The sequence below is a fragment of the Variovorax sp. KBS0712 genome, from assembly GCF_006323185.2.
Lineage (GTDB): Bacteria > Pseudomonadota > Gammaproteobacteria > Burkholderiales > Burkholderiaceae_C > Variovorax > Variovorax boronicumulans.
Window position 1 is genome coordinate 173,004 of sequence record NZ_VCCD02000004.1, and the last position, 23,066, is coordinate 196,069.

Annotated in this window: 21 protein-coding genes; 7 read left to right on the forward strand and 14 right to left on the reverse strand. The window is 69.9% G+C overall.

Annotated features, from left to right (window positions below; all coding sequences use genetic code 11):
* Positions 1-9: 9 nt before the first annotated feature.
* Positions 10-903 (forward strand): VOC family protein, encoded by an 894-nt coding sequence (locus FFI97_RS29020; RefSeq protein ID WP_070061427.1) that lies wholly within the window; start codon positions 10-12, stop codon positions 901-903.
* A gap of 208 nt (positions 904-1,111) precedes the next feature.
* Complete coding sequence (locus FFI97_RS29025; RefSeq protein WP_062473730.1) at positions 1,112-1,573, forward strand: RcnB family protein; 462 nt, start codon at positions 1,112-1,114, stop codon at positions 1,571-1,573.
* Positions 1,574-1,663: 90 nt separating this feature from the next.
* Here the strand turns inward: FFI97_RS29025 and FFI97_RS29030 are convergent, their stop codons facing one another.
* Entirely contained in the window at positions 1,664-1,933 is a 270-nt protein-coding gene (locus FFI97_RS29030) for a hypothetical protein (protein WP_070061423.1), read from the reverse strand.
* 113 nt (positions 1,934-2,046) lie between these two features.
* Positions 2,047-2,991, reverse strand: a complete 945-nt coding sequence (locus tag FFI97_RS29035; protein ID WP_062473726.1) for a CysB family HTH-type transcriptional regulator — start codon at positions 2,989-2,991, stop codon at positions 2,047-2,049.
* 178 nt (positions 2,992-3,169) lie between these two features.
* Between FFI97_RS29035 and FFI97_RS29040 the strand changes: the two genes are divergently transcribed.
* The 3 genes from FFI97_RS29040 to FFI97_RS29050 all read left to right on the forward strand — a co-directional run bounded on the left by FFI97_RS29040 (position 3,170) and on the right by FFI97_RS29050 (position 7,930).
* A complete protein-coding gene (locus FFI97_RS29040; protein ID WP_139704726.1) occupies positions 3,170-3,772 on the forward strand; it encodes a TetR/AcrR family transcriptional regulator in 603 nt (200 codons plus the stop codon).
* A gap of 309 nt (positions 3,773-4,081) precedes the next feature.
* Positions 4,082-4,924: an alpha/beta fold hydrolase gene (locus tag FFI97_RS29045; RefSeq protein ID WP_260685224.1), complete on the forward strand. Its 843-nt coding sequence runs from the start codon at positions 4,082-4,084 to the stop codon at positions 4,922-4,924.
* 90 nt (positions 4,925-5,014) lie between these two features.
* Positions 5,015-7,930, forward strand: coding sequence for an SEL1-like repeat protein (locus FFI97_RS29050; RefSeq protein ID WP_139704729.1), 2,916 nt, complete (start codon positions 5,015-5,017; stop codon positions 7,928-7,930).
* A gap of 24 nt (positions 7,931-7,954) precedes the next feature.
* Here the strand turns inward: FFI97_RS29050 and minE are convergent, their stop codons facing one another.
* The 5 genes from minE to FFI97_RS29075 form a co-directional block, all read right to left on the reverse strand.
* Positions 7,955-8,227 carry a cell division topological specificity factor MinE gene (gene minE, locus FFI97_RS29055; protein ID WP_056574726.1) on the reverse strand — a complete coding sequence of 91 codons (273 nt, stop codon included), beginning with the start codon at positions 8,225-8,227 and terminating at the stop codon, positions 7,955-7,957.
* A gap of 2 nt (positions 8,228-8,229) precedes the next feature.
* Positions 8,230-9,045, reverse strand: coding sequence for a septum site-determining protein MinD (minD, locus tag FFI97_RS29060; protein ID WP_062481817.1), 816 nt, complete (start codon positions 9,043-9,045; stop codon positions 8,230-8,232).
* A gap of 68 nt (positions 9,046-9,113) precedes the next feature.
* A complete protein-coding gene (minC, locus tag FFI97_RS29065; protein WP_139704732.1) occupies positions 9,114-9,890 on the reverse strand; it encodes a septum site-determining protein MinC in 777 nt (258 codons plus the stop codon).
* A 131-nt stretch (positions 9,891-10,021) separates the two neighbouring features.
* Entirely contained in the window at positions 10,022-11,308 is a 1,287-nt protein-coding gene (locus FFI97_RS29070) for a solute carrier family 23 protein (protein WP_139704734.1), read from the reverse strand.
* Between the two features lie 159 nt (positions 11,309-11,467).
* On the reverse strand, positions 11,468-11,890 hold the full coding sequence (locus FFI97_RS29075; protein WP_095948453.1) for a hotdog fold thioesterase: 423 nt from the start codon (positions 11,888-11,890) through the stop codon (positions 11,468-11,470).
* 87 nt (positions 11,891-11,977) lie between these two features.
* Here FFI97_RS29075 and FFI97_RS29080 point away from each other — a divergent pair, with 87 nt between their 5' ends.
* Positions 11,978-13,312, forward strand: coding sequence for an AsmA-like C-terminal region-containing protein (locus tag FFI97_RS29080; RefSeq protein WP_139704735.1), 1,335 nt, complete (start codon positions 11,978-11,980; stop codon positions 13,310-13,312).
* 147 nt (positions 13,313-13,459) lie between these two features.
* Here the strand turns inward: FFI97_RS29080 and FFI97_RS29085 are convergent, their stop codons facing one another.
* From FFI97_RS29085 to FFI97_RS29095, 3 genes are all read right to left on the reverse strand, one after another.
* Entirely contained in the window at positions 13,460-14,803 is a 1,344-nt protein-coding gene (locus FFI97_RS29085) for a tripartite tricarboxylate transporter permease (protein WP_139140391.1), read from the reverse strand.
* A 41-nt stretch (positions 14,804-14,844) separates the two neighbouring features.
* Entirely contained in the window at positions 14,845-15,300 is a 456-nt protein-coding gene (locus tag FFI97_RS29090; RefSeq protein ID WP_139704737.1) for a hypothetical protein, read from the reverse strand.
* A gap of 93 nt (positions 15,301-15,393) precedes the next feature.
* Positions 15,394-16,680, reverse strand: a complete 1,287-nt coding sequence (locus tag FFI97_RS29095) for a hydroxymethylglutaryl-CoA reductase, degradative (protein WP_139704739.1) — start codon at positions 16,678-16,680, stop codon at positions 15,394-15,396.
* A gap of 137 nt (positions 16,681-16,817) precedes the next feature.
* Here FFI97_RS29095 and FFI97_RS29100 point away from each other — a divergent pair, with 137 nt between their 5' ends.
* A complete protein-coding gene (locus FFI97_RS29100) occupies positions 16,818-18,206 on the forward strand; it encodes a PLP-dependent aminotransferase family protein (protein ID WP_139704741.1) in 1,389 nt (462 codons plus the stop codon).
* 1 nt (position 18,207) lies between these two features.
* Here the strand turns inward: FFI97_RS29100 and FFI97_RS29105 are convergent, their stop codons facing one another.
* From FFI97_RS29105 to FFI97_RS29120, 4 genes are all read right to left on the reverse strand, one after another.
* Positions 18,208-18,993 (reverse strand): crotonase/enoyl-CoA hydratase family protein, encoded by a 786-nt coding sequence (locus FFI97_RS29105; protein WP_139704744.1) that lies wholly within the window; start codon positions 18,991-18,993, stop codon positions 18,208-18,210.
* Between the two features lie 82 nt (positions 18,994-19,075).
* The gene (locus tag FFI97_RS29110) at positions 19,076-20,884 is read right to left on the reverse strand and encodes a feruloyl-CoA synthase (RefSeq protein WP_139704745.1); all 1,809 of its coding nucleotides are present in this window, start codon (positions 20,882-20,884) and stop codon (positions 19,076-19,078) included.
* Between the two features lies 1 nt (position 20,885).
* Complete coding sequence (locus FFI97_RS29115) at positions 20,886-21,833, reverse strand: 3-hydroxyacyl-CoA dehydrogenase NAD-binding domain-containing protein (RefSeq protein ID WP_139704763.1); 948 nt, start codon at positions 21,831-21,833, stop codon at positions 20,886-20,888.
* A complete protein-coding gene (locus FFI97_RS29120; protein WP_139704747.1) occupies positions 21,830-23,038 on the reverse strand; it encodes an ABC transporter substrate-binding protein in 1,209 nt (402 codons plus the stop codon). Before FFI97_RS29120 ends, FFI97_RS29115 begins: the two co-directional genes overlap by 4 nt.
* Positions 23,039-23,066: the final 28 nt, after the last annotated feature.

Here is a 23,066-nt window from a genome sequence, read left to right on the forward strand (position 1 = left end):
ACCTTCACCATGCCCCTGACCCTCGACCACGTCGTCATCGCCGTGCACGACCTCGAACGCGCCATCGCCGACTACGCCGCGCTCGGCTTCCATGTGCTGCGCGGCGGCGACCATCCGGGCCGCAGCACGCACAACGCGCTCGTCGTGTTCAGCGACGGCAGCTACTTCGAACTCATCGCATGGCGCGAACCGGCGCCCGCCGAGCGTTGGTGGCAGCTGCTGCAGCGGCACGGCGAAGGCATCGTCGACTTCGCCCTGCTGCCGCGCGACACGGCCGTCACCGTGGCCGATGCGAAAGCGCGCGGCCTCGTGCTCGAAGGCCCGCTCGACGGCGGGCGCGTGCGCCCCGACGGCGAACACCTGCGCTGGCAGACCGCGCGCGCCCCGTCGGCCGACCTGCCGTTCCTGTGCGGCGACCTCACGCGGCGCGCCCTGCGCGTGCCCGAGGGCGCCGCCCGCGTGCATCCCAACGGCGTGCTCGGCGTGGCCAGCCTGGCCATTGCCGTGCGCGACCTCGACGCCACGCTGGCGCGCTACCGCGCCTTGCTGGGCACGGTCTCCGACGACACGAGCACGCACATCGGCGAGCCTGTGGCCGTGCCTGCCAGCCAGGTGCGCGTGGCGGTGATCGCCCTGGGCAGCAGCGTGCTGGTGCTGTCGTCGCCACGCGACCGCGCCCCGGCGGCGGAGCTGGGCGGCGACGCGCTCGCGCAGCGCCTCGCCGTGCGCGGCGAAGGCCCCTACGCGCTGGTGCTGCACACCGACCGGCCGCAATCGACCGGCACCTTCGACCTAGCACGCGCGCACGGCGCGTGGATCGAGCTCGACCTGCCGCCGGTGGACGCGCTGGAGGCGCAGGGCCGCGTGCGTGCCGATGCGGCGAACAGCACGGTGGGCGGGTAGGGCGCAGCCCCTTACCTGGCGCCCAGGTGCGCCTTGCGCAGCGCGGCCGCGGGCGCGCGTGAAGTACGTCACGCGCGTGCAGGACAACACGCCGTGGAGATACCTGCGCTTACCGGATTTCATCTGACGGTGACCTGACGCACCCGAAGCAGACACACGCGCTGCACAGAATGGAGGCGTCATCACAGACACACAAAAGGAGTTCCAGATGATCTTCCGTACCAAGCGCTTCACCACTGCCGCCGTTGCGGCGCTCGCAATGTCCCTGGCAGCAGGCAGCGTGCTGGCGCAAGATCGCCGGGGCGACGACCACCGCCCGGGCGGCGGCCGCTACGAGCAGCGCGATGACCACCGTCCTGGCGGCGGTCGTTATGACCAGCGCGACGACCATCGCGGGCATCGCGGCCCTCACGCCGGCTACCGCGGCGACCAGGACTTCCGCGACGGCCGCCAGTTCGACCGCCGGGGCTTCCCGCAGCCGCACACCGAGTGGCGCCGCGGTGGCCGCGTGCCGACCGAGTACCGGGGCCGCAACTACGTGGTGAACGACTGGCGCGCCTACCGCCTGCAGCAGCCGCCGCGCGGCTACCAGTGGGTGGGCGTGGGCGGCGACTACGTGCTCGCGGCCATTGCCACCGGCCTCATCGCGCAGATCATTGCGGGTCAGTAAGCCTTCGCACCGCGTTCACGTCACGCACATGCAAAAACCGCCACAGGAGACTGTGGCGGTTTTTCTTTGGGGAACTGGGGGAGGGGCTTGTCAGGCCACCGCGGTGGCGGCCGATTGGGCGCACACGTTGCGCCCGGTGATGGTGAGGCGCAAGCCGCCGCCATGCCATTCGAGCCAGTTGAGATCGACGTACGCGTCGATGTCGCGATCGTCGATGCGATCGGCCTGGCGGCTTTGCAGCAGCTCGACCGTGGCGGGCAGGGCACGTTTCAGGCGTTCGCGCTTCTCCGCTGCATCGGCCGCCTTTTGGGCGGCCCGGGTGGCCTGTAGTTGCTGCTGCTGCTGCGAAGTCGATGCCATTGCTGATCCGTTCCGGAAGCCAAGGAATTAACCCGAATGTACGCCGCTTGTGTGAAGCTGCGCGCATTCTTTTCAACCCTGGAGCCGGAAGTGTCGATTTCGTTGCGCTTGAGCTAAATCTCGTAGTGAGACACCTTGACCTCGTCGCCCAAGGCCTTCTCGACAATCGCGCGCGTCAACGTCGGCGCGAACGACTCGATGAACGCGTAGACATATTTGCGCAGATAGGTGCCGCGCCGCACCGCCAGCTTGGTGAGGTTGATGCCGAACAGCCGCCCCGCATCGAGCGCGCGCAGCTGCGTGTCGCGCTCGGCCTCGTAGGCCACGCCGGCGACGATGCCCACGCCCAGGCCCAGCTGCACATAGGTCTTGATGACGTCGGCGTCCATCGCGGCCAGCACGATGTTGGGCTGCAGGCCGCGCTGTTCGAAAGCCTCGTCGATGCGCGAGCGGCCCGTGAAGCCGGTGTCGTAGGTGATCAGTGGGTGCTGCGTGAGCGCCTCCAGCGTGAGCGGCGCGTCGAGCAGCGGGTGCCCTGGCGGCACGATCACCGAGTGCGTCCAGCGGTAGCAGGGCAGGGCGACCAGCTGCGGGTAGTCGCCCAGCGCCTCGGTGGCGATGCCCACGTCGGCCTCGCCGTCGAGCAGCATCTGCGCGATCTGCTTGGGCGAACCCTGGTGCAGGTGCAGTTTCACGTTCGGGAATTGCGCGCGGAATTCCTGCACCGCCACCGGCATCGCATAGCGCGCCTGCGAGTGCGTGGCCGCCACTGAGAGCAGGCCGCTTTGCTGCGCCACGAACTCCTGGCCCGCGTGCTTGAGGTTGCTGCTCTCCATCAGCATGCGCTCGATGATCGGCAGCACGTGGCCGCCGGGCTCGGTGAGGCCCGTGAGCCGCTTGCCGGCCCGCACGAAGAGCTCGATGCCGAGCTCTTCCTCGAGTTCGCGGATCTGCCGGCTCACGCCGGGCTGCGAGGTGTGAAGGGTGTGGGCGACCTCGGTCAGGTTGAAGCCGCAACGAACGGCCTCGCGTACCGAGCGCAGTTGTTGAAAGTTCATCGGGCGCGCAGGAGGTGAAAAGAGGTCCGGACCCCGGGTCGGGGCCGACCGGCGATTCTCGGCACAAGCGCTTATGCGGGGAACGATGCGTTTGTTGGTTTCACATGAGCAAAACATCTATGAGGCCCTTCTGCGTGAGGAAGTTGATATTTCGCACGACTGTGCTAAAGTTCGCCGCATGGACGCCAAGACCCAGAAAAGCGAACTCACCCGCGCCGCCATCGTCGGCGCGGCGATGCACCTCGCGCTGGCCGAAGGGCTGGAGGCGATCTCGCTGCAGGCCGTGGCGAGCCGGCTGGGGCTGTCCAAGAGCGGCGTGTTCTCGCGCGTGGGGTCGCGCGAGGCGCTGCAGAAGGCCGTCATCGAGGAGTACGGCCGCGGCTTCCTGGCCGAGGTGTTCGTGCCCGCGATGCAGAAGCCCAAGGGCCTGCCCCGCCTCAACGACATCGTCGCGCGCTGGATCGCCCGCACGCGCGACGTCGAAGCGCAGAACGGCTGCCTCTACGTGGCCGGTGCCTTCGAGTTCGACGACCGCGAAGGCGAACTGCGCGACCTGCTCTTCGACGAGATCACGCGCTGGCGTGCCGCGCTGCGCCGTACGGTGCTGCAGGCGGTCGAGACCGGCGAGCTCCAGGTCGACACCGACCCGGCCCAGCTCGTGAGCGAGATCAACGGGATCATGATGAACCAGCTGCACGACGCGCGCTTCCTGCGCGACGGGCATGCGGCCGAGCGCGCGGGCCAGACCTGGCAGCGCCTTCTTTCCAGCTACCGCGCCTGAGGCGCACCCGCAGACGACGGCCACCGCCTCTTCGTTTGCCTTAATTTCGCACCACCGTGCGATAAAAAGGAGAAGCACCATGCTGATCATTGCCCTCTTTCTCGCCGCTTATGCGGTGCTCCTCGGTGTGCGCGGCGTGCAGGACACGCTGCGCAGCCTGCCGCGCAGCAACCAGGACTGGGTCTGGTACTGAGCCCCTGAACGAAAGCCTTCCTCATGACCACCACCACCCACACCACCGCCCGCACCACCGCCCGCACCACCGCCCGCACCACCGCCCCCGTGGGCTACTACAGCGCCAGCCCGTTGATGCGCGCGATGCGCTTCGGCCTCGGCGCGTCGCAGCGCCTGTGGCCTGCCCTCGGCGTGCGCGCGGCCTACCGCGTGTTCGGCACGCCGCTGCCGCCCAAATGGCTGTACCGCGGCCAGCAGCCCGGTGCCGACTGGCGCCGCGAGGCCTGGGCGTTCGAGGACGCGAACCTGGGCATCTACCACCTGGCCGCGCAGGACTCGGGCGCCGAGTCGGCACCGGTCGTGCTGCTGGTGCACGGCTGGGGCGGCCACGCGGGCCAGATGCTGCCGCTCGCACAGGCCGTGGCTGCGCAAGGCCTGCGGCCCGTGCTGCTGGAGATGCCGGCCCACGGCCGCAGCGCGGGCACGGCCAGCAACCTGCCGCAGTTCGCGCGCGCCATCGACTACGTGGCGGCGCGGCTCGGCGCCGACGGGCACGTGCTGCGCGCGGCGGTCGCGCATTCGCTGGGGGCCAATGCGCTGGCCTATGCGGCGGGGCGCGGGCTGCCGGCGCAGCGGCTGGTGCTGCTGGCGCCGCCCGCCTCGCCGCGCGAGTACACGCGCTACTTCGCGCAGGTGTTCGGCCTCAGCGAGCGCACGCGGGCTGGCATGCAGCGCCTGATCGAGGCGCGCGAGGGCATCCTGATGCAGCAGCTCGAGCCCGCCGCCGTGGGCCCGCGCATCGCGCAGCCGACGCTCATCGTGCATGACCGCGACGACCGCGTGAACCGCTTCGCCGACGCCGAGGCCTTTCGCGATGCGATCGCCGGCGCGCGGCTCTTTCCCACGCAGGGCTGGGGCCACCGCCGCATCCTCAAGGAGCAGGCCGTGCTCGCGCAGGTCACGCAGTTCCTGGCGTAGCGGCCGGCGGTCACGTGCGCGTGAAACGGCGCCCCTAAACTGGGCGCCACCCATGGCCTTCGCCATGGACGACACACGCACCGACCACACATGGGCAATCGTTCCTGGCTCTATCTCGAACACAGTCTTCCCGACACCGAAGAAGCATCGGCCGACGAAATCGCCGAAGCTAACAACAACTTCCCCGTGCTCTGGCAGCTCCTGCTGGCCGATGGCGCGGCCGGCGACGCCATCGACCACCAGCGCGTCTTCGGCGATGCGGGCACCGACAACCTCGCCAGCGACGCGCATGCCGCGCTCGCGCGCATCCGGCAGCTGCACGCCTTTGTCGAGCGGCATCCGATGCTGCACACGCTGCCGCAGATCGCGCTGCAGTTCGAAGCCGTGGCGCTGCACCTGGCCGAGCTGATCGACGACACGCCGGAGGGCCGCGCGCTGCGCTTTTCCGCCAACCTCGACGAGCTCTCCTGGTTGGGCGGCGACGCGGACGGCGAGGGCTTCATCGAGCGCAACCGCCGCGAGTGCAATGCACTGTGGGCCGAGGTGCTGCGCTGCATCGACAGCGGCAACCACCCGGGCGTGGACGCGGCACTCGGCATCCAACGTTTCGCCGACTGGGAGGCCTGGGCCTGGCAGTTCGGCTTCGGCAGCCTGTCGCATCCCTACTTTGACGGCTACGAAGAGCCGCGCGACGAGCGCTTTGCCGACTTCGAGCCCGAGGAAGAAGACGAAGACGACGGCGAACGCCCCGACTACGACAACCACCTGGGCGAGGACCTTTGGCGCTTCGAGGTCGACGGCCGCTGGGGCGTGATGCGCCTGGTGTACGACGACGAGGGCGCCAGCCAGCGCACCACCGTGGTCGAGCCCTCGTGGGACGACATCCGCTACGCCGGCGCGGACGATCCGCGCCTGCTCTGGATCTCGCAGGGCGAGCGCTCCGGCCTTCTGCTCGCCGACGCCGAGGCGCCGCGCGTGTTGCTCGAACCGCAGCTCGACGAGGTCTGGGCCTTCGAGGGCGACGTTGCCACGGCCCTGGTCGGCGACCACGTCGGCCTGCTGCGCACCGACGGCAGCTGGCTGCTCGCGCCCTCGGTCGACGAGGTCTGGAGCTTTGTCGAAGGCCGGGTGCGCGCCCGCGTGGGCGAGCGCATCGGGTATGTCGACCTGCAGGGCCAGTGGGCCATCGCGCCGCGGTTCGAAGAGGCTGAAGACTTCACGCCCTTTGGTCTCGCGCCCGCGCGCGGCGACGAGGGCGGCTGGGGGTTGGTGCGCGCGGACGGCGAATGGGCCGTGCCGCCGGATTTCGAAAGCCTTCAGTGGCGCCACGACTGGGAGGGCTTCGACGCCAAGCGCGAGGGCAAGAGCGGGCTGCTCGACGCGCAAGGCCGCGTCGCGATCGAGCCGGTCTACGAACAGGTCGACCTGCTCGAGGAATACCCGATCGAGATCCTGACGACCGAAGACAACGATCCGTCGAACGAGCGCGGCACCCCGGCCCGGCCGAAGCGCTTCGCCGTGGAACGCGCCGACGGCCTGTGCGGCCTGATCGATGGGCAGGGCCGCGTGCTCGTGCCCTTCGACTACGGCCGCTTCGAGACCCTGGAGCCGCTGACCGGCGAGGAGCGCGCGCACGCCATGGTCCGGCGCGACCTGGTGCGCGTGGCGTCCAAGGGCGGGCGCACGGCGAAGAACGCGCCGTGGCTGCGCGGCATCTACGACGTGGCCACCGGCCGCGAGCTGGTGCCGTGCCGGCACCGCACGCTCCAGCCGCTGGCCTGGGGCACGCAGGACTTCGGCTGGCTGGTCGCCGATCCGGTGCCGCGCAGCGCGAAGGTCGAGAAGGGGCAACTCGCGGTGGGCGTGCTGCGCGCCGATGGCGCCGTGCTGCACCCGCAGGCCTACCCGTGGATCACCGCCGCCTTGTCGGTCGCCGACGGCTGGATGGCCGTCGCGGTCCGCTCGCAGCTGTGCAAGCGCTGGAGCGCGGGCGAGCCGGTGCAGGCCGCGCGCAACGACAACGGCCTGTACGTCTGGTTGCACGCCGACGGCCGCGAGCAGGCGCACGCCGAGCACATGGCCGCGCGCCATGCCGCCGGCGACCTGCGGGCCGCCTACGAGCTGGCCTGCCATCTGCGCGACGGCGAGGGCATCGAGGCCGACCCGCGCGAAGCCCTGCGCTGGATGGCACGCGCCGCCGGCGTGCGCGAGCCCGGCGACGCCCCCGCCACCGCGTTGCCCGACGGCCTGCCCGTGGCGATGTGCGAGCTCTCGAAGATGCTGCGCTGGGACACGGCCGGCCTCGGCGCCGAACCCGCCCTGGCGCGCGCCTGGCTGCTGCACGCCATCGCCCATGGCGGCGAGGACGACGCCGCCACGCACGCCCATCTCGGCTACATGCTGACGGAAGGCGAGGGGGGCGGGCGCGACCTGGAAGGCGGCATGCGGCACTACGAACGGGCCGCCAAGCAGAACAACACGATGGCGCTCTACAACCTCGGCCTGGCGTACAAGCTCGGCGAACCGGGAGAGCCCGACCTGGCGCGTGCGATCGGCTACTTCCGCCGTGGCCACGAAGCCGGCGACGTCAGCGCCACGATGCAGCTCGGCCGCACGCTGTGCCTGCACGCAGGGGCGTTGGCCGAACAGGGCCAGGGAGAAACGGAAGTGAAGGCCTTGTACGCCGAAGCCCTCTATGCGCTGCAGAAGGTGGCGGAGGACAGTACGCAGCGCCAGCAGGGCTGGGCCTGCTACGAGCTGGGCTGGATGCGCATGCAGGGCCAGGGCGGGCCGGAAGACGCGGCAGCCGCCGAGCGCTGGCTGCTCACCGGTGCCGCGCTCGATGACTGCGAAGAGAACCTGGAGAGCCAGCGCGCCTGCGTGGAATCTCTGGCGGAGCAGTTCTACGGCGACCGCGAAAGTCCGCTCTTCGACGAGGACAAGGCCCGCGCGTGGACGCAGCGGCTGGAGGCGCTGCCCGCTGCGGCCCCGGACCAACCGGCGTGAGCCGGTTGATCGGGGTTCTGGCGCTCAGCGCGCCGGAACCGGATCGGGCAGTTCGATCTTGATGTCCAGCACTTCGAGGTTGTCCTGGGTTTCCAGGTGCACCTTGATGTCGTCGGCGTTGATCGACACGTACTTGGAAATCACCGCCACCAGCTCGCGCTGGAGCTCGGGCAGGTAATCGGGGCGCTTCTTGCCGCTGAGGCTGGAGCGCTCGTGAGCGAGGATGATCTGCAGGCGCTCCTTGGCGACGCTCGCAGTCTTCTTCTTCTCACCAAGCAGGAACGAAAGAAACGACATGCCTACTTGCTCCCGAAAATCCGTTTGAAGAAGCCCGGCTTCTCGGCTTCGACGAAGCGCATCGGCTTGTCTTCGCCAAGGAAGCGCGCGACCACGTCGCTGTACGCCTGGGCCACGTCGGTGTCCTTGTCGTGGATGGCGGGCACGCCCTGGTTGGAGGCGTGCAGCACGCTTTCCGACTCGGGGATCACGCCGATCAGCTTGATGCGCAGGATGTCCTGGATGTCTTCCAGCGAGAGCATCTGGCCGCCGGCCACCCGGTTCGGGTTGTAGCGCGTGATCAGCAGGTGTTCCTTGATCGGCTCGCCGCCGTCCTTGGCGCGCTTGGTCTTGCTGCTGAGCATGCCCAGGATGCGGTCCGAGTCGCGCACCGAGGAGACTTCGGGGTTGGTGACGATCAGCGCCTCGTCGGCGAAGTGCATCGCCATCATGGCGCCGGTCTCGATGCCCGCGGGGGAGTCGCAGACGATGTAGTCGAAGTCCATGGCGGCCAGGTCGGTCAGCACCTTCTCCACGCCGTCCTGCGACAGGGCTTCCTTGTCGCGCGTCTGCGAGGCGGCCAGCACGAACAGGTTGTCGCACTGCTTGTCCTTGATGAGCGCCTGGCTCAGGTTGGCCTCGCCCTGGATCACGTTGATGAGGTCGTACACCACGCGGCGTTCGCAGCCCATGATCAGGTCGAGATTGCGCAGGCCCACGTCGAAGTCGATCACGGCCGTCTTCTTGCCGGCGAGCGCAAGGCCCGACGCGAAGCTGGCGCTCGTGGTCGTCTTGCCGACGCCGCCCTTGCCCGAGGTCACCACCACAATTTTGGCCATCGCCATTCCTTCTTGTTTCGATTCAGTTGTCGATTGATGCTCAGCGCTGCCGCGTTCCTGGTTTTTCATCAGGGAATCGCGTCGATCGCTATTTTTTTGCCGTCCAGGCGCACCTGGGCGGGCTTGCCCAGCACGGGCTCGGGCAGCGGCACTTCGTTCGTGCGGTAGATGCCCGCAATGGCCACCAGCTGCGCTTCCATGCAGGTCGAGAAGATCCGCGCCTCGGTGTTCCCGCGCGCGCCGGCAATGGCCTTGCCGCGCAGCGGCGCGTACACATGCACGTTGCCGTCGGCGATGACTTCGGCGCCGAAGCTCACGATGGCCGTCACCACCACGTCGCCGCCGCGCGCGTAGATCTGCTGGCCCGAGCGCAGCGGCTTGTCGATCAGCAGCGTGCCGTTGGCCGGCACCGGCAGCTCGCGCACGATCTGCGGGGCTTCCGACGGCGCGGGCGCCTCGGCGGGCGGGGCCGGCGGGCGGGGCGCGGGGGCCGCGGGCATGGCGGCCACCGACAGGCCGGCTTCACGCGCCGCGGCATGCTGCTCGGGGCTGCCGCCACGCACGGCGATCGGCTGGGTCTGGTGGCGCGCCAGCAGGCTGCGCAGGGCGGCAAAGTCGATTTCGGGGGCGTCGGTGCCGCCCTCGGCCGCCTGTTCCTGCAGCAGCGAGAGGTCGATCACCACCGGCTCCTGCTCGAAGAAGTCGGGCGAATCCGCCAACTGGGCGTCGAGCGCCTCGGCCAGCACGTCGAGGTCGGCTGTCTTGAGGATCACTGCGATCAGCGGCAGTGTGGCGCTCTTGAATTCGAAAACCGCCTTGGTACGAGCGGCGGAAACATCGGCCATTGGAAAACGTGTGTGAACGTCGGTGCGAAAAGCGTTGGAGTCTAACGGGCGCCGGCCAAAGCCCGATGGCCGGCGCTGTGTTCACTGACCCCGCACAACAGTTATTGCACGAGGTTTCACTTTGTCTGCGCTCAGGCGTTGCGCGAACGGCCCAGCAGGGCGTAGAGGATGATGGCCCCGAAAGTGGCGGTTCCGATGCCGCCGAGCGCGAAGTCGCCGAACTTCAGCGTGAAGTCGCCGGTGCCGATGATCAGCGTGATGGCGGCCACGATCAGGTTCTTGTTCTGCGAGAAATCGACCTTGTTGTCGACCCAGATCTTGGCGCCCGCAATGGCGATCAGGCCGAACACCACGATGCTCACGCCGCCCATCACCGGCAGCGGAATGGCCTGGATCAGCGCGCCGAACTTGGGGCTGAAGCCCAGGATGAGCGCAATGAAGGCCGCCACCACGAACACCGCCGTCGAGTAGATGCGCGTGGCCGCCATCACGCCGATGTTCTCGGCGTAGGTGGTCACGCCCGTGCCGCCCGCGGCGCCGCTCACCACCGTGGCGATGCCGTCGCCGATGAAGGCGCGGCCCATGTACGGGTCGAGGTTGCGCCCGGTCATGGCCGTCACGGCCTTCAGGTGGCCGAGGTTTTCCGCCACCAGGATGATCGCCACGGGCGCGATCAGCAGCATCGCGTTGGCCGTGAACACCGGCGCCGTGAAGGTCGGCAGGCCGAACCAGGCCGCGTTGGCGATGCCGCTGAGGTCGACCGGCTTGCCCAGGCCCATGCCGTTGGTGAGCGCGGCGTACACCAGCGTGGCCAGGATCAGGCCGATGAGGATCAACAGGCGCTGCACCATGCCGCGCGTGAACACCGCCACCAGGCCCACGCACAGGAAGGTCACGGCCTGCATCCACGAGTCGAAGTTGCTGGCCGCCATGTTCTTGATGGGAATGCCCGCCAGGTTCAGCCCGATCACCGCCACCACGGCGCCCGTGACCACGGGCGGCATGAAGCGTTCGATCCAGCCCGTGCCCACGGCCTGCACGATGGCCCCGATCAGGATGTAGACCACCCCGCAGGCCACGATGCCGCCCAGGGCCACCGCGATGTTGGCGTTGGGCCCCTTGCCGGCGTAGCCGCTGGCCGCGATCACCACGCCGATGAAGGCGAAGCTCGAGCCCAGGTAGCTGGGCACCTTGCCGCCCGTCACGAGGTAGAAGATGAGCGTGCCGATGCCGCTCATCAGGATCGCGATGTTGGGGTTGAAGCCCATCAGGATCGGCGCCAGCACCGTGGCGCCGAACATGGCGATCACGTGCTGGATGCCCATCGCGCCGGTCTGCAGCCAGGGCAACCGCTCGTCGGGCGCGATGACCGCGCCGTTGGCCAGTGTGGACACCGGCTTTTCAGTCCAGTTGAACATGTGTTTTCTTCTCCTCGGTTGGTGTGTGTTTGGGGGGTCGACGCGCTCCCTGGGGCGAGATTGTGGTCGATCCACCCCGTGCTGAACACGGGTGCCACCCGCAAGAGGCGTACCAGCGGGAGAAGAAAGAAAAGAAGCGCCCCGGGGGCGCGCCCGCGCTCAGCGCGGCTGCAGCACCGCCATGGTGATGCGCGAGACGCAGGTCAGCTCGCCCGCCTCGTTCGTCAGGTCGATCTGCCAGACCTGCGTGGTGCGCCCGCGGTGCACCGGCCGTGCCGTGCCAATGACCCAGCCGCTGGTGGCCGAGCGGATGTGGTTGGCGTTGATGTCCAGGCCCACGGCGCGGTCGCCCTCGGGGGCCGAGTAGTGCGCGCCGCAGGAGCCCAGCGTCTCGGCCAGCACCACCGACACGCCGCCGTGCAGGATGCCGTAGGGCTGGCGGGTGCGCTCGTCCACCGGCACGCGGGCGCGGATGAAGTCGTCGCCCACCTCCAGGAATTCGATGCCCAGGGCGGCCACGGCCGTGCCCACGTGGTTGGCGGTCAGCGATTCGACCGAGATCTCTTTCTTCCAGATACGCATGCAGGGGTCTCCGATACAGGGGGTGCGAGGGCACTATAGCGACGACGGCTGACAACCGCAGTCGCCTTTGCGTGCTACCTTGGCCCGATGACCTTCCCTTCGGTGCGGCGGTGGCTCCTGGGCTCGGTGGCGGTGCTGCTGCTGGGCATCGGCGCGCTGGCGCTCGTGGTGGCCGCGCGCCTGCCCGACGACGAGGAGGTGGCGGCCCGCATCGCCGCCGGCTTCTCGCAGCGCTACGGCGTCGAGCTGACCGTGGGCGGCGCCCACTGGTCGCTGTGGCCGGTGCCCGTGCTGGCGCTGTCCGAGCTGGCGACCGACCAGCCCCAGCCCATCACCCTGCGCCGCGTGAGCGTGCGGCTGCACCTGTGGCCGCTGCTGCTGCGCCGCGAGGTGGCGATCGACGAGATCGCGCTCGAGAGCCTGGTGCTGCCGCGCGCCTCGGTGCGCGCCTTCCGGGACAAGGGCCCCGAGCCGCAGGAAAGCGAGCGCATCGTGCCGCTGCCCGCGCCCTGGACCCTGGCGCCCGTGCCGGTGGAGCGCGTGCGCTGGCGCGACGTGGTCTGGATCGACCGCCGCGACATCGCGCTTGCCTACGACGGCGAGGTGACGTTCGACGACAACTGGCGCCCTCGCAACCTGCGTCTGGAGCGCGCCGGCGCCGCGACGCCCGTGCGCCTGCGGCTGGACCGCGAGGGCACGGAAGACCGCTGGCGCACCCGCATCGACGCGGGCGGCGGCACGTGGAACGGGCAGGCGCGGCTCGAGGTGCTGCCTGAAGGGCGGGGCTTGCGCGTGTCGGCCGAACTCGACCCGCGCCAGGTCGACATCGAGGCGCTGGTGCAGGCCTTCGGGCGCCGGTCGGCGGTGGCCGGCAAGGTCTCGGGCCACACCTCGCTGGTGGCCGAGGCCCGCGAGGTGGGCGCGCTGATCCGCGGCCTGCACACCCGCACCACCTTCTCGGTGCAGCCCGCCACGCTGACCCGGCTCGACCTGGCCAAGGCCGTGACCACCGCCGGCATCAGCCGCGGCGGCACCACGGCGCTGGACGAGCTCACCGGCACGCTCGACACCCAAGGCACCGAAGACGGCATCGTGATGCGCTACACGAACCTCAAGGCGCGCTCGGGCGTGCTCACCGCGAGCGGCAACCTGCGGCTGTTCAACCGCCAGATGTCGGGCGAGATGGCGGTGGACCTGGTCGATGGCGTGGTCGGCGTGCCGCTGAAGATCGGCGGCAGCGTGGCCGAGCCCGAGGTGTCGATGACCGGCGGCGCGCTCGCGGGGGCGGCCGTTGGCAGTGCGGTGCTGCCGGGGGTGGGTACGGCGATCGGGGCGCGTGTGGGGCAGCAGGTGGAGAAGCTGTTCGGTGGGGATGAGCCGGCGAAGAAGACGGCGCCGAAGCCGCCTGCATCGCAGCGCTGACTGGCTGCTGTTGGTTCAGGGCGTGTGCCCAGGCCACCGGGTACTTCCCTCCGCGAATGTCCCCCGGGGCTTCGCCCCTCCTCCTTGATTTCGCTGCGGGAAGCACCCAGTGTCCTGGGCACGGGACACGCTGTGGGTGCTCGCCGATCAGGAGAACGCCTTGATCACTGCCGGCACCGTCAGCACCGCCGTGTAGTAGCCCATGAACTGCACGCCGGTGTTGAAGCCGATGGCGCGCGACAGCAGGCCGCCGAGTAGGCCCATCGTGAGGATCACCAAGAGGCCGAGCAATTGGCCTTCCCACACGCTGATCACCACGATCAACCCGACGAAGGTCGCGATGATCGCCTCGTGGCTCACCTTGCGCGAGACGAACAGCGCCGCGCGGCGCGCGAAGTTCATCGTGAAGGGGTAGGCCACCAGCGCCGCGAGCACCACGGCCAGCATGCCGTAGCCGAGGAACTCCCAGTGGTTCAGCAGGTTGTGCAGGTTGTGGGTCTGGCCCGTGGCCGAGTCGATGGTGAACACCGGCGGCGCATTGAAGAGCGGCGCGGCGGGGCCGGCCGCCACGGGGCTCAGCGGCAGGCCGATGGCGATCAGCGGGATCAGCGCCTCGGCGATGTAGGTGGCCTCGGTCACGCCGTTGCGCGCGGCCAGCGTGGTGGTGAGGCGGTGGTACGCATGCTTGATGCGCGAGCCCACCAGCTCGCCCAGCACCACCGTCATCGCCACGGGGCTGAACACGAAGGTGGCGCTGGAGATCGCGGCGGTCGCGAAGGTCCACTTCACCTGGCCGCGGTCGAGCACCTTGAACGGGTTCGGGAAGTAGCCCGACCAGCCCTTCACGTCGGGTGCGAGCGAGAAGGTGCGGACCTTGTCGCGCTTCATGCGCGCACGCGCCGCGGGCGAGATCACCGAGAACAAATCGGCCACCAGCGGCCCGATGGCGATGCCCAGGAAGTAGCTGATGCTGAGCTTCACGCCGTACTTGCCGGTGAGCGCCTGCAGCGCCACGATCACCATCACGAACGGCACCAGCGTGGCCACCGAGGCCCAGCGCCCGCTCGAGAAGTAGGCGATGGCCACGGCCGCCACCACGAAGATCCACGGCGCCGCCTTGGTGATGGCCGCGCCGTACGGCGCCAGCAGCACTGCGAACAGCACGGCCAGCGGCACCGCGAGAAACGCCGCGATGATCGCGCCCGACACCATCTTGCGCAGCGCGATGTGCGGCACGCCCAGGTTGCGCAGCACGTTGGCGTCCTGCAGCAGCGGCGTGGCCATGGTGTCGCCCGGAATGCCCAGCAGCGCGGTGGGCACCGCGTGCGTCATGTGCTTGGCCACGGCCGCCGCCAGGAAGAAGGTGAACACGCCTTCGGGCGGCACGCCCAGCAGCACCACCAGCAGGGTGAGCGGTGCGAGCGTGGTGGTTTCGTCGGTGCCCGAGACGAGGCCGATGGCCGCGAACACGATGGCGCCCACGAGGCCCATGCCGGTGGCGACGAGGATCTGGTTGAAGAGAGCTGCGTCGATCACGAGGCGGCTCCTTCGGCGGCCTTGGCGGCCTGGGGCTTGTACGACGCGAACAGCTCGTAGATCTCGAGCTCCTTCATCTCGCGCACCACCACCGGCGGCAGGTCGTCCACCGAGCCCAGGTCGCCGTGCTCGGCGGCCAGCTCGGCCAGCACCTCCTCGCGCCAGCGCGGATCGGCGGCGGTGCCTTCGACCACTTCGCGCTTGGGCGCGAAGAGCTTCGCGCAGATCAGCCCCGAGACGACGCAGCCACCGAGGCCCGCGAGCATCGCGTAGGCGCGCGCCAATTCAGGCGTGCTCACCACGCTCGCGAGCACGCGGCTCGCCACGAGGTAACCCGTGAGGCTCACGGCGACGCCGATCGCGATCGACCACGCGAGGTGGCCCAGGTCGGCCGTGTCGCCCCATATCTCCACCAGCCGCCAGCGGGCGGGCGTTGCACTGTCTGCGTTCATTCGAGTTGTCTCCGTCTGTGGTTGTGTGACGGCCGCGTGCGCGACCGCCGCGGTGTCGGCCGCGGACCGTGGTGCGGGAGGCTCCCGCGTTGCTTACTTCTTGCGCAGCGCGTCGAGCAGCGCCACGGCGCGGTCGGTGCGCACGTCGTGCTCGGCGGCCATCTGTTTGGCGATGGCGTCGATCTCGTCGCCGGTGGCGCCCGCGACGAGCGCGATGTTGCGGGCGTGCAGCGCCATGTGGCCGCGCTGGATGCCTTCGGTGGCGAGCGCGCGCAGGGCGCCGAGGTTCTGCGCGAGGCCCACGGCCACGGCGACTTCGCCGAGCTCCTGCGCCGACTTCACGTCGAGGATCTTCAGCGCGAGCCGTGCGAGCGGGTGCGTCTTCGTCGCACCGCCGACCAGGCCCACCGGCATCGGCATCTCGATGGTGCCGACCAGCGCGCCGCCTGTGTCCTTCTCCCACGTGGTGAGCGAGGTGTAGCGCCCGCTGCGGCAGGCGTACGCATGCGCGCCGGCTTCCACCGCGCGCCAGTCGTTGCCCGTCGCGACGATCACCGGGTCGATGCCGTTCATGATCCCCTTGTTGTGCGTCGCCGCGCGGTACGGGTCGATGGCCGCGAAGGTGTAGGCGTCGATCACGCCTTCGACCACCTCTTCGCCGCTGCGCTCGCGCGTGGCCAGCACGGAAGGCGCAAGCCGCACGCGCGCACGCGCCAGCCGCAGGTCGGCCAGGTTCGACAGGATGCGCAGGCGCACCGTGCCGCCGGTGAGCTTCTCGACCAGCGGCGACACCGCCTCGGCCATCGTGTTGACCGTGTTCGCGCCCATCGCGTCGCGCACGTCGACGATCAGGTGCATCACCACCATCGCGCCGCGCGGCGTGTCGCCGAACACGTGCACCTCGATGTCGCGGCAGCCGCCGCCCAGGCCGATCAGCACCTTGTCGCGGCTGTTCGCCACGGCCAGGATCTCGTCGCGCGCACGCAGCAGCGCCAGCCGCGCACCGTACGGGTCGGTGATGCCGATCACCTGCACCTGCGCCCGCATCAGCGGGCCGGTGCTCGAGGCCTCGAAGCCGCCGCCTCCGCGCGCCAGCTTGGCCATGAACGAGGCGGCGGCGACCACCGAGGGTTCTTCCACCGCCATCGGCACGAGGTAGTCGCGCCCGTTCACGGTGAAGTTGCCGGCCACGCCCAGCGGCAGCTCGAAGGTGCCGATCACGTTCTCGACCATGCCGTTGGCGCGCTCCACGCCCAGCGCGCCGGGCTGCGCGAGCAGCGCCACCTCGTCGTCGGTGAGCGCGGCTGCCTGTGCGATGTGGGCCAGGCGTTGGGCGGGCGTGAGTGCGCGGAAATTGGGAATGCGGGAATCGGCGGCCATCGGTGCGTGTCTCTTCGGAAGGTGAATTCGGGAGCAGGCAATTTAGGCCGGCTGTACCGCCCGCGGAAGGCACAGTTTGGCGGGACAGTGCGGACAGTGGTGCGCCGCCACGCCTCGCTGTGTCACAGTCCAAGCCCATGACCACGATCGCCGATTCGCTCGCCGACACCCTCGCGCGCCAGATCGCGAGCGGCGCCTACAAGGCCGGCGACAAGCTGCCCTCGCTGCGCGAACTCGCACAGCTGCACGGCTACGCCAAGAACACCGTGGTGGCCGCCTTCGAGCTGCTGGTGTCGCGCGGCCTCGTCGAGCCGCGGCGCGGATCGGGCTACTACGTGCTGGCGCAGGCCACGGCCACGCCCAAGCCCGCCGAGGACGACGCGGGCAGCCTCGGCCGCGCGATGGACATCGTGTGGCTCATGCGCGAGCAGCTCAAGACCCAGCCCGATGCGGTGGCCGTGGGCGACGGCTTTCCGCCCGTCGAATGGCTGGCCGACGTGCGGCTGGACAAGTACCACCCGAAGGTCGTGCGCACGGGGCTCGGTGCGCTGTTCCGCTACGGCAGCCGCTTCGGCTACGCGCCATTGCGCGACCACCTCGTGCGCAAGCTGGCGGACTTCGGCATCGGCGCCGAGCCGCGGCAGATCGTGCTCACGCACGGCGCCAACGAGGCGATGGACATCGTCATCCGTTATTTCGTGCCGCCCGGCGGCAAGGTGCTGGTGGACGACCCGGGCTACTACCCGCTGTTCGGCAAGCTCAAGCTCGCGGGTGCGCAGATGCTGGCGGTGCCGCGCCTGGCCGACGGGCCCGACCTCGAGGTGCTGGAGCAGCTGCTCATCGCCGAACGGCCGCGCCTGTTCTTCACGCAGTCGCTCGCGCACAACCCCACGGGCTCCGACATCTCGCCGGCCAAGGCCTTTCGCGTGCTGCAGCTGGCGCAGAAGTACGACCTGCTGATTGTCGAGAACGACCCGCTGGCCGACTTCAAGCCCACGGCGCTGCCGCGGCTCTCGGCGCTCGACCAGCTCGAGCGCACGATCTACATCGGCAGTTTTTCCAAGTCGTTCTCGGCCGCACTGCGCGTGGGCTTCATCGCTTGCGGCGCCGACCTCGCGAGCGACCTCGCCGACCTGAAGGCGCTGATCCACGTGAGCAGCTCGGAGTACAGCGAGCGCACGGTCGACGTCATCCTGAGCGAGGGCCACTACCAGCGGCACCTCAAGCGGCTGCAGCAGCGGCTGGGCGAGGCCACGCGCGACGCGCTGAAGCTGTTCGACGCCGTGGACGCCGAGGTCTTCGCACGCAGCCCGCAGTCGCTCTACATCTGGGCCGCGCTGCCCGGCGTGGAGGACTCGCTGGCCTTCGCGAAGGAACTGCTGCCGCGCAAGATCGTGATGGCGCCGGGGCGCATCTTCAGCGTCGACTCGACGCAGGTCTCGCGCTGGTCGCGCTTCAATGTGGGCGCCATGGCCGACCCGCGCTTTGCGAAGGCGCTGCGCACCGCGCTGCGGCGGCGCGCCTGAACTAGCCCTTGAAGGTGCCGTGCCGGCCCGCACCGCCGGCAAAGCGTGCGGCGCCGGCTTCGCCTTCGGCCGCGACGATCGGCACGCCCTGCGCGCCTTCGCGGCGCAGCGCCTCGGCCAGCGGCAGGTCCCACTGCTCGAAGGCGGAGCGGCGGTCGGCCAGCATGCATTGCTGCGGAAAGGCGGCGATCTGCCGCGCCAACTCCTGCGCTGCAGCGAGCGCACCGCCCGGCGGCGTGGTGCGGTTCACCAGGCCCATCGCCAGCGCCTCGGCCGCGGAAACGGGCCGGCCCGTGAGGATCAGGTCGAGCGCACGTCCCATGCCCACGAGGCGCGGCAGCCGCACGGTGCCGCCGTCGATCAGCGGCACGCCCCAGCGGCGGCAGAACACGCCGAACACCGCGTCGTCGTCGGCCACGCGCAGGTCGGCCAGCAGCGCCAGCTCGAGCCCGCCCGCCACCGCGTAGCCGTTCACCGCCGCGATCAGCGGCTTGGACAGCGCCATGCGCGTCGGGCCCATCGGGCCGGCGCCGCCGCCGTCGGGGTCGAGCTCGTTGCGGCGCGCCGGGTCGCCCACCGCGCCCAGGTCGGCACCCGCGCAGAAGTGGCCGCCGGCGCCCGTCAGCACGGCCACGCGCAAGGCGTCGTCGGCCTCGAAGCGTTCGAAGGCCGCGCGCAACGCGGCGGCCACCACGCCGTCCACGGCGTTGCGTTTGTCGGGACGGTTCAGCGTGAGCGTGCAGACGGGGCCGTCCGCTTCGAAGGTCACGCAGGGTGGGGTGGACATGGGCGGCGTCTCCGGGAAGTTGAAATGGCGGGTGGCCCGGCCATCGTAGAAAACATTCCCGGGTTCTCCAACCCCGCCGCGTTCAGGTGGCGCGGATCACGTCCGCATCGCCCGGCGCCGGCGCATGCAGCCGCGCCACCTCGACCGCGCGCCGCGTGAGCACGGCGCGCTGGTTGATGTAGCCCTTGTCGGTGATCTCGCCCGCGTCGAGGCTGGGCGGTTCGGCCAGCACCAGCGCGCAGGCCGGGCACTGCGACGAGCCCGCGCCTTCGTCGCGCAGGGCGCGCAGCACCCCGGCGATGCGCGCAGCCAGCGCCTCGGGCGCGAGGGCGGCGCCTTGCGGGCTGGCGAACACCAGCATGCCGATCGCGTCGCGGTCGTGGCCCGTGAGCACGATGTCCTGCACATGCGGCGCCAGCAGCGACACCAGCTTCACGCGCAGCGTGCCCACCGACACCCAGGTGCCGGTCGAGAGCTTGAAGTCTTCCGCCACGCGGCCGTTGAAGATCACGCCCTGCGTCGGGTCGCCGGGGTTCGCGAGAAAGCCCGCGTCGCCGATGCGGTAGTAGCCCTCGGCATCGAAGGCGCTGGCGGTCTCGCGTGGCGCGTCGCGGTAGCCGGGGAACACCGAGACGCCCTTGACGCGCATCTCCAGCTTCTCGCCGTTGGGCACGAACTTCAGTTCCAGCCCCGGCAGCGGCGCGCCGATGCAGCCGGCGCCGTCGAGCTGCCAGTGCGCCGAGGTGATGGTGGGCGAGGTCTCGGTCGCGCCCCACGAGGTCGTGAGCCACAGCGGGCGCGCGGGCCGCACGCGCCGCGCCACGGCTTCGAGGCGCTGCCAGGTCGAAGGCGCGAGCGCTGCCGCTGCGTAGAAGGCGAGGCGCAGGCGCGAGAACACTTCGGCGGCGAGTGCGTCGTCGGCTTCGAGAAAGGGCAGCAGCATGTCGAAGCCGCGCGGCACGTTGAACAGCAGCGTGGGTTTCACCTCGCGCAGGTTGCGCACGGTCTTCTCGATGAGCCCGGGCGCGGGCCGACCCTCGTCGATGTAGAGCGCGCCGCCGTGGCACAGCACCATGTGCAGGTTGTGGTTCGCGCCGAAGGTGTGGCTCCACGGCAGCCAGTCGACCAGCACGGGCTTCTCTTGCGCGAGGAAGCGCCAGGTCTGCGCCATCATCTGCTGGTTGGCGCACAGCATGCGGTGCGTGTTGATCACCACCTTGGGCTGGCCGGTGGAGCCGGAGGTCAGCAGATACTTGGCGTGCGTGTCGGGGCCCACGGCGGCGAAGGCCTGCATGACGGCGGGTGTTTCCTTCGCGTCGAGCAACTGGTCGAAAGCCAGCGCGCCCGGATGCGTGTTGGCGTGGCGGCTGAACACCGTGACCGCCTCGACGCCGCAGTCGGCGAGCGATGCGCCGTACACCTTCGCGTCGGAGGCGTAGATCAGCCCGGGCTGCAGCGCCTTCAACATGCCGTGCAGCCGCGACGGGTCTTTCGCCATGCGCGAGTAGGCGCTGGACAGCGAGCAGGCCGTGCGGCCGATGTGCATCGTCGCGAGCATCAGCACGGCATGGTCGATGGCGTTGTCCGAGAGGATCACGACCGGTCGGCCGGCGGGCAGGTCCAGGTCGAGCAGGCCTTGCGCCACGGCGCCGACGGCGGCGCGCAGTGCGCGGTAGTCGAGGCTGCGCCAGCCTTCGCCGCTTTCGTCGCGCTCGGCGAAGGCCAGCGCGTCGGGGGTCTCGCGCGCCCAACGCTCGATCCATTCGCCGATGCAGCGCGCATACGGCTGCAGCGCCGTCGGCGAGCGCAGCACGAACGAGCCGTCGTCGAAGTCGATGCGCACCGTGCGGGGCGGCGCGACCAGGGTGTCGTCGAGAAGAAAGTCGGTCATGTCAATCCAGCGTACCTGTCTCGGCCTTGGCGCGAATCAGGTTCAACAGCAGGGTGTCGCGCGCGGCTTCGAGGTCGGCGGTGTGGCGCGTGCCCAGGGCGTCGTCCACGCCTTGCACCACCTGCTGCTTCAATGCGTCCGTCATCGACGGCGCGCCCAGGTCCCTCCACCAATCTTCGATGGGCCCGCCCAGGTGCGCGAGCAGGTGCTCGATGCCGCCCGCACCGCCCGAGAGGTGCAGGTTCATGAACGGTCCCATCACGGCCCAGCGCAGGCCGGGGCCGTGCGCGATGGCGGTGTCGATGTCGGCCACGCTCGCCACGCCTTCGTTGACGAGGTGAAATGCTTCGCGCCACAGCGCGGCCTGCAGCCGGTTCGCGATGTGGCCTTTGACCTCGCGCTTCACGTGGATCGGCCGCTTGCCGATGGCGGCGTAGAAGGCCATCGCGCGGGCGATGGTGTCGGGCGAGGTCTGCTCGCCGCCGATCACCTCGACCAGCGGAATCAGGTGCGGCGGGTTGAACGGATGCCCCAGCACCACGCGCTGCGGGTGCACGCAGCCCGACTGCACACCGCTGATCGCCAGGCCCGACGAGCTCGACGCGAGGACCGTCTCCGGCGGCGCGGCCGCGTCCATGCGGCGGAACAGGTCGATCTTGAAGTCCATGCGCTCGGGGCCGTTCTCCTGCACGAAGTCGGCCACGGCCACGGCGTCTTCCAGGCTGTCGTGGAAGCGCAGGCGGTCGACCGAGGCGCCCTCGGCCAGGCCGAAGCGCGCCAGCGTCGGCCAGTGCTGCGCCACGGCGGCGCGCAGCCGGTCTTCGGCGCCGGGCGAGGGGTCGGTCGCGTTCACGTCGAGCCCGTGCGCGAGGAAATGCGCGGCCCAGCTCGCGCCGATCACGCCGGTGCCGACGACGGCGACGCGCTTCACGTCGGTGGTGAGGTTCATGCCGATTTCCACCGCGCGCAGCGGCTCTCCGTCTTGGTGGTCCACGCGGCTTCGCCGGGGATGTTCTCGATCACCTTGTAGTAGTCCCACGGCTCCTTCGACTCGGCCGGCGCCTTCACCTGCATGAGGTGCATGTCGTGCACCATGAGGCCGTCGTCGCGCAGCCAGCCGCCCTTGACGAACATGTCGTTGAACTTCGTCTTGCGCAGCTGCGCCATCACCTTGTCGGCGTCGTCACTGCCCGCGGCCTTCACGGCCTGCAGGTACTGCAGCGCGGCCGAGTAGTCGCCGGCGTGGAAGGAGGAGGGCATGCGCTTGTGCTTGTCGAAGAAGCGCCGCGCCCAGGCGCGCGACTCGGGGCTCTGGTTCCAGTACCAGCTGTCGGTGAGGTACATGCCCTGCGAGGCCTTCAGGCCCAGCGCGTGCACGTCGTTGATGGTGATGATCATGCCGGCGAGTTTCATGTTCTTGCTGATGCCGAACTCCGCCGCCGACTTGATGGCGTTCACCGTGTCGCCGCCCGCATTCGCGAGCGCCAGCACCTGCGCCTTCGAGCTCTGCGCCTGCAGCATGAACGAGGAGAAGTCGCTCGCGCCCAGCGGGTGCTTGACCGAACCCGCCACCGTGCCGCCGCTGGCCTGCACGGTCTTGGTGGCGTCGCCTTGCAGCGCTGCGCCGAAGGCGTAGTCGGCCGCCACGAAGTACCAGCTCTTGCCGCCGGCCTTGACCACCGCGCTCGCGGTGCCGCGCGCCATGGCCACCGTGTCGTAGGCGTAGTGCACGGTGTAGGGCGAGCAGTACTCGTTGGTCAGGCTCGACGCGCCCGAGCCCACCACGAAGTACGGCTTCTTCTTGTCGGCCGCCACGCCGGCCATGGCGATGGCCGCGCCCGAGTTCACGCCGCCGATCAGCATGTCGACCTTGTTCACGTCGAGCCATTCGCGCGCCTTGGCGGCGGCGATGTCGGGCTTGTTCTGGTGGTCGGCCGTGACCAGCTCGATCTTCTTGCCATTGATGGCGCCGCCCATGTCGGCGATGGCCATGCGGATGGCTTCGGCGCCGGCCGGGCCGTCGTAGTCGCGGTACAGGCCCGACATGTCGCTGATGAAGCCGATGCGGATGGTGTCGTCGGACACCTGGGCCGATGCGCCCGATGCGAATGCGGCGGCGAGTGCGAGAGCCAGGGCGGTGCGGGGAATGTTCATGTGCGTGTCTCCGTTCGTTGTTCTCGTG

Bases quoted from the DNA above. Each gene is read 5' to 3' on its own strand.
- FFI97_RS29020 (WP_070061427.1), top strand. From the start codon at position 10: ATGCCCCTGACCCTCGACCACGTCGTCATCGCCGTGCACGACCTCGAA.
- FFI97_RS29025 (WP_062473730.1), top strand. From the start codon at position 1,112: ATGATCTTCCGTACCAAGCGCTTCACCACTGCCGCCGTTGCGGCGCTC.
- FFI97_RS29030 (WP_070061423.1), bottom strand. From the start codon at position 1,933: ATGGCATCGACTTCGCAGCAGCAGCAGCAACTACAGGCCACCCGGGCC.
- FFI97_RS29035 (WP_062473726.1), bottom strand. From the start codon at position 2,991: ATGAACTTTCAACAACTGCGCTCGGTACGCGAGGCCGTTCGTTGCGGC.
- FFI97_RS29040 (WP_139704726.1), top strand. From the start codon at position 3,170: ATGGACGCCAAGACCCAGAAAAGCGAACTCACCCGCGCCGCCATCGTC.
- FFI97_RS29045 (WP_260685224.1), top strand. From the start codon at position 4,082: ATGCGCGCGATGCGCTTCGGCCTCGGCGCGTCGCAGCGCCTGTGGCCT.
- FFI97_RS29050 (WP_139704729.1), top strand. From the start codon at position 5,015: ATGGGCAATCGTTCCTGGCTCTATCTCGAACACAGTCTTCCCGACACC.
- minE (WP_056574726.1), bottom strand. From the start codon at position 8,227: ATGTCGTTTCTTTCGTTCCTGCTTGGTGAGAAGAAGAAGACTGCGAGC.
- minD (WP_062481817.1), bottom strand. From the start codon at position 9,045: ATGGCCAAAATTGTGGTGGTGACCTCGGGCAAGGGCGGCGTCGGCAAG.
- minC (WP_139704732.1), bottom strand. From the start codon at position 9,890: ATGGCCGATGTTTCCGCCGCTCGTACCAAGGCGGTTTTCGAATTCAAG.
- FFI97_RS29070 (WP_139704734.1), bottom strand. From the start codon at position 11,308: ATGTTCAACTGGACTGAAAAGCCGGTGTCCACACTGGCCAACGGCGCG.
- FFI97_RS29075 (WP_095948453.1), bottom strand. From the start codon at position 11,890: ATGCGTATCTGGAAGAAAGAGATCTCGGTCGAATCGCTGACCGCCAAC.
- FFI97_RS29080 (WP_139704735.1), top strand. From the start codon at position 11,978: ATGACCTTCCCTTCGGTGCGGCGGTGGCTCCTGGGCTCGGTGGCGGTG.
- FFI97_RS29085 (WP_139140391.1), bottom strand. From the start codon at position 14,803: ATGGGCCTCGTGGGCGCCATCGTGTTCGCGGCCATCGGCCTCGTCTCG.
- FFI97_RS29090 (WP_139704737.1), bottom strand. From the start codon at position 15,300: ATGAACGCAGACAGTGCAACGCCCGCCCGCTGGCGGCTGGTGGAGATA.
- FFI97_RS29095 (WP_139704739.1), bottom strand. From the start codon at position 16,680: ATGGCCGCCGATTCCCGCATTCCCAATTTCCGCGCACTCACGCCCGCC.
- FFI97_RS29100 (WP_139704741.1), top strand. From the start codon at position 16,818: ATGACCACGATCGCCGATTCGCTCGCCGACACCCTCGCGCGCCAGATC.
- FFI97_RS29105 (WP_139704744.1), bottom strand. From the start codon at position 18,993: ATGTCCACCCCACCCTGCGTGACCTTCGAAGCGGACGGCCCCGTCTGC.
- FFI97_RS29110 (WP_139704745.1), bottom strand. From the start codon at position 20,884: ATGACCGACTTTCTTCTCGACGACACCCTGGTCGCGCCGCCCCGCACG.
- FFI97_RS29115 (WP_139704763.1), bottom strand. From the start codon at position 21,833: ATGAACCTCACCACCGACGTGAAGCGCGTCGCCGTCGTCGGCACCGGC.
- FFI97_RS29120 (WP_139704747.1), bottom strand. From the start codon at position 23,038: ATGAACATTCCCCGCACCGCCCTGGCTCTCGCACTCGCCGCCGCATTC.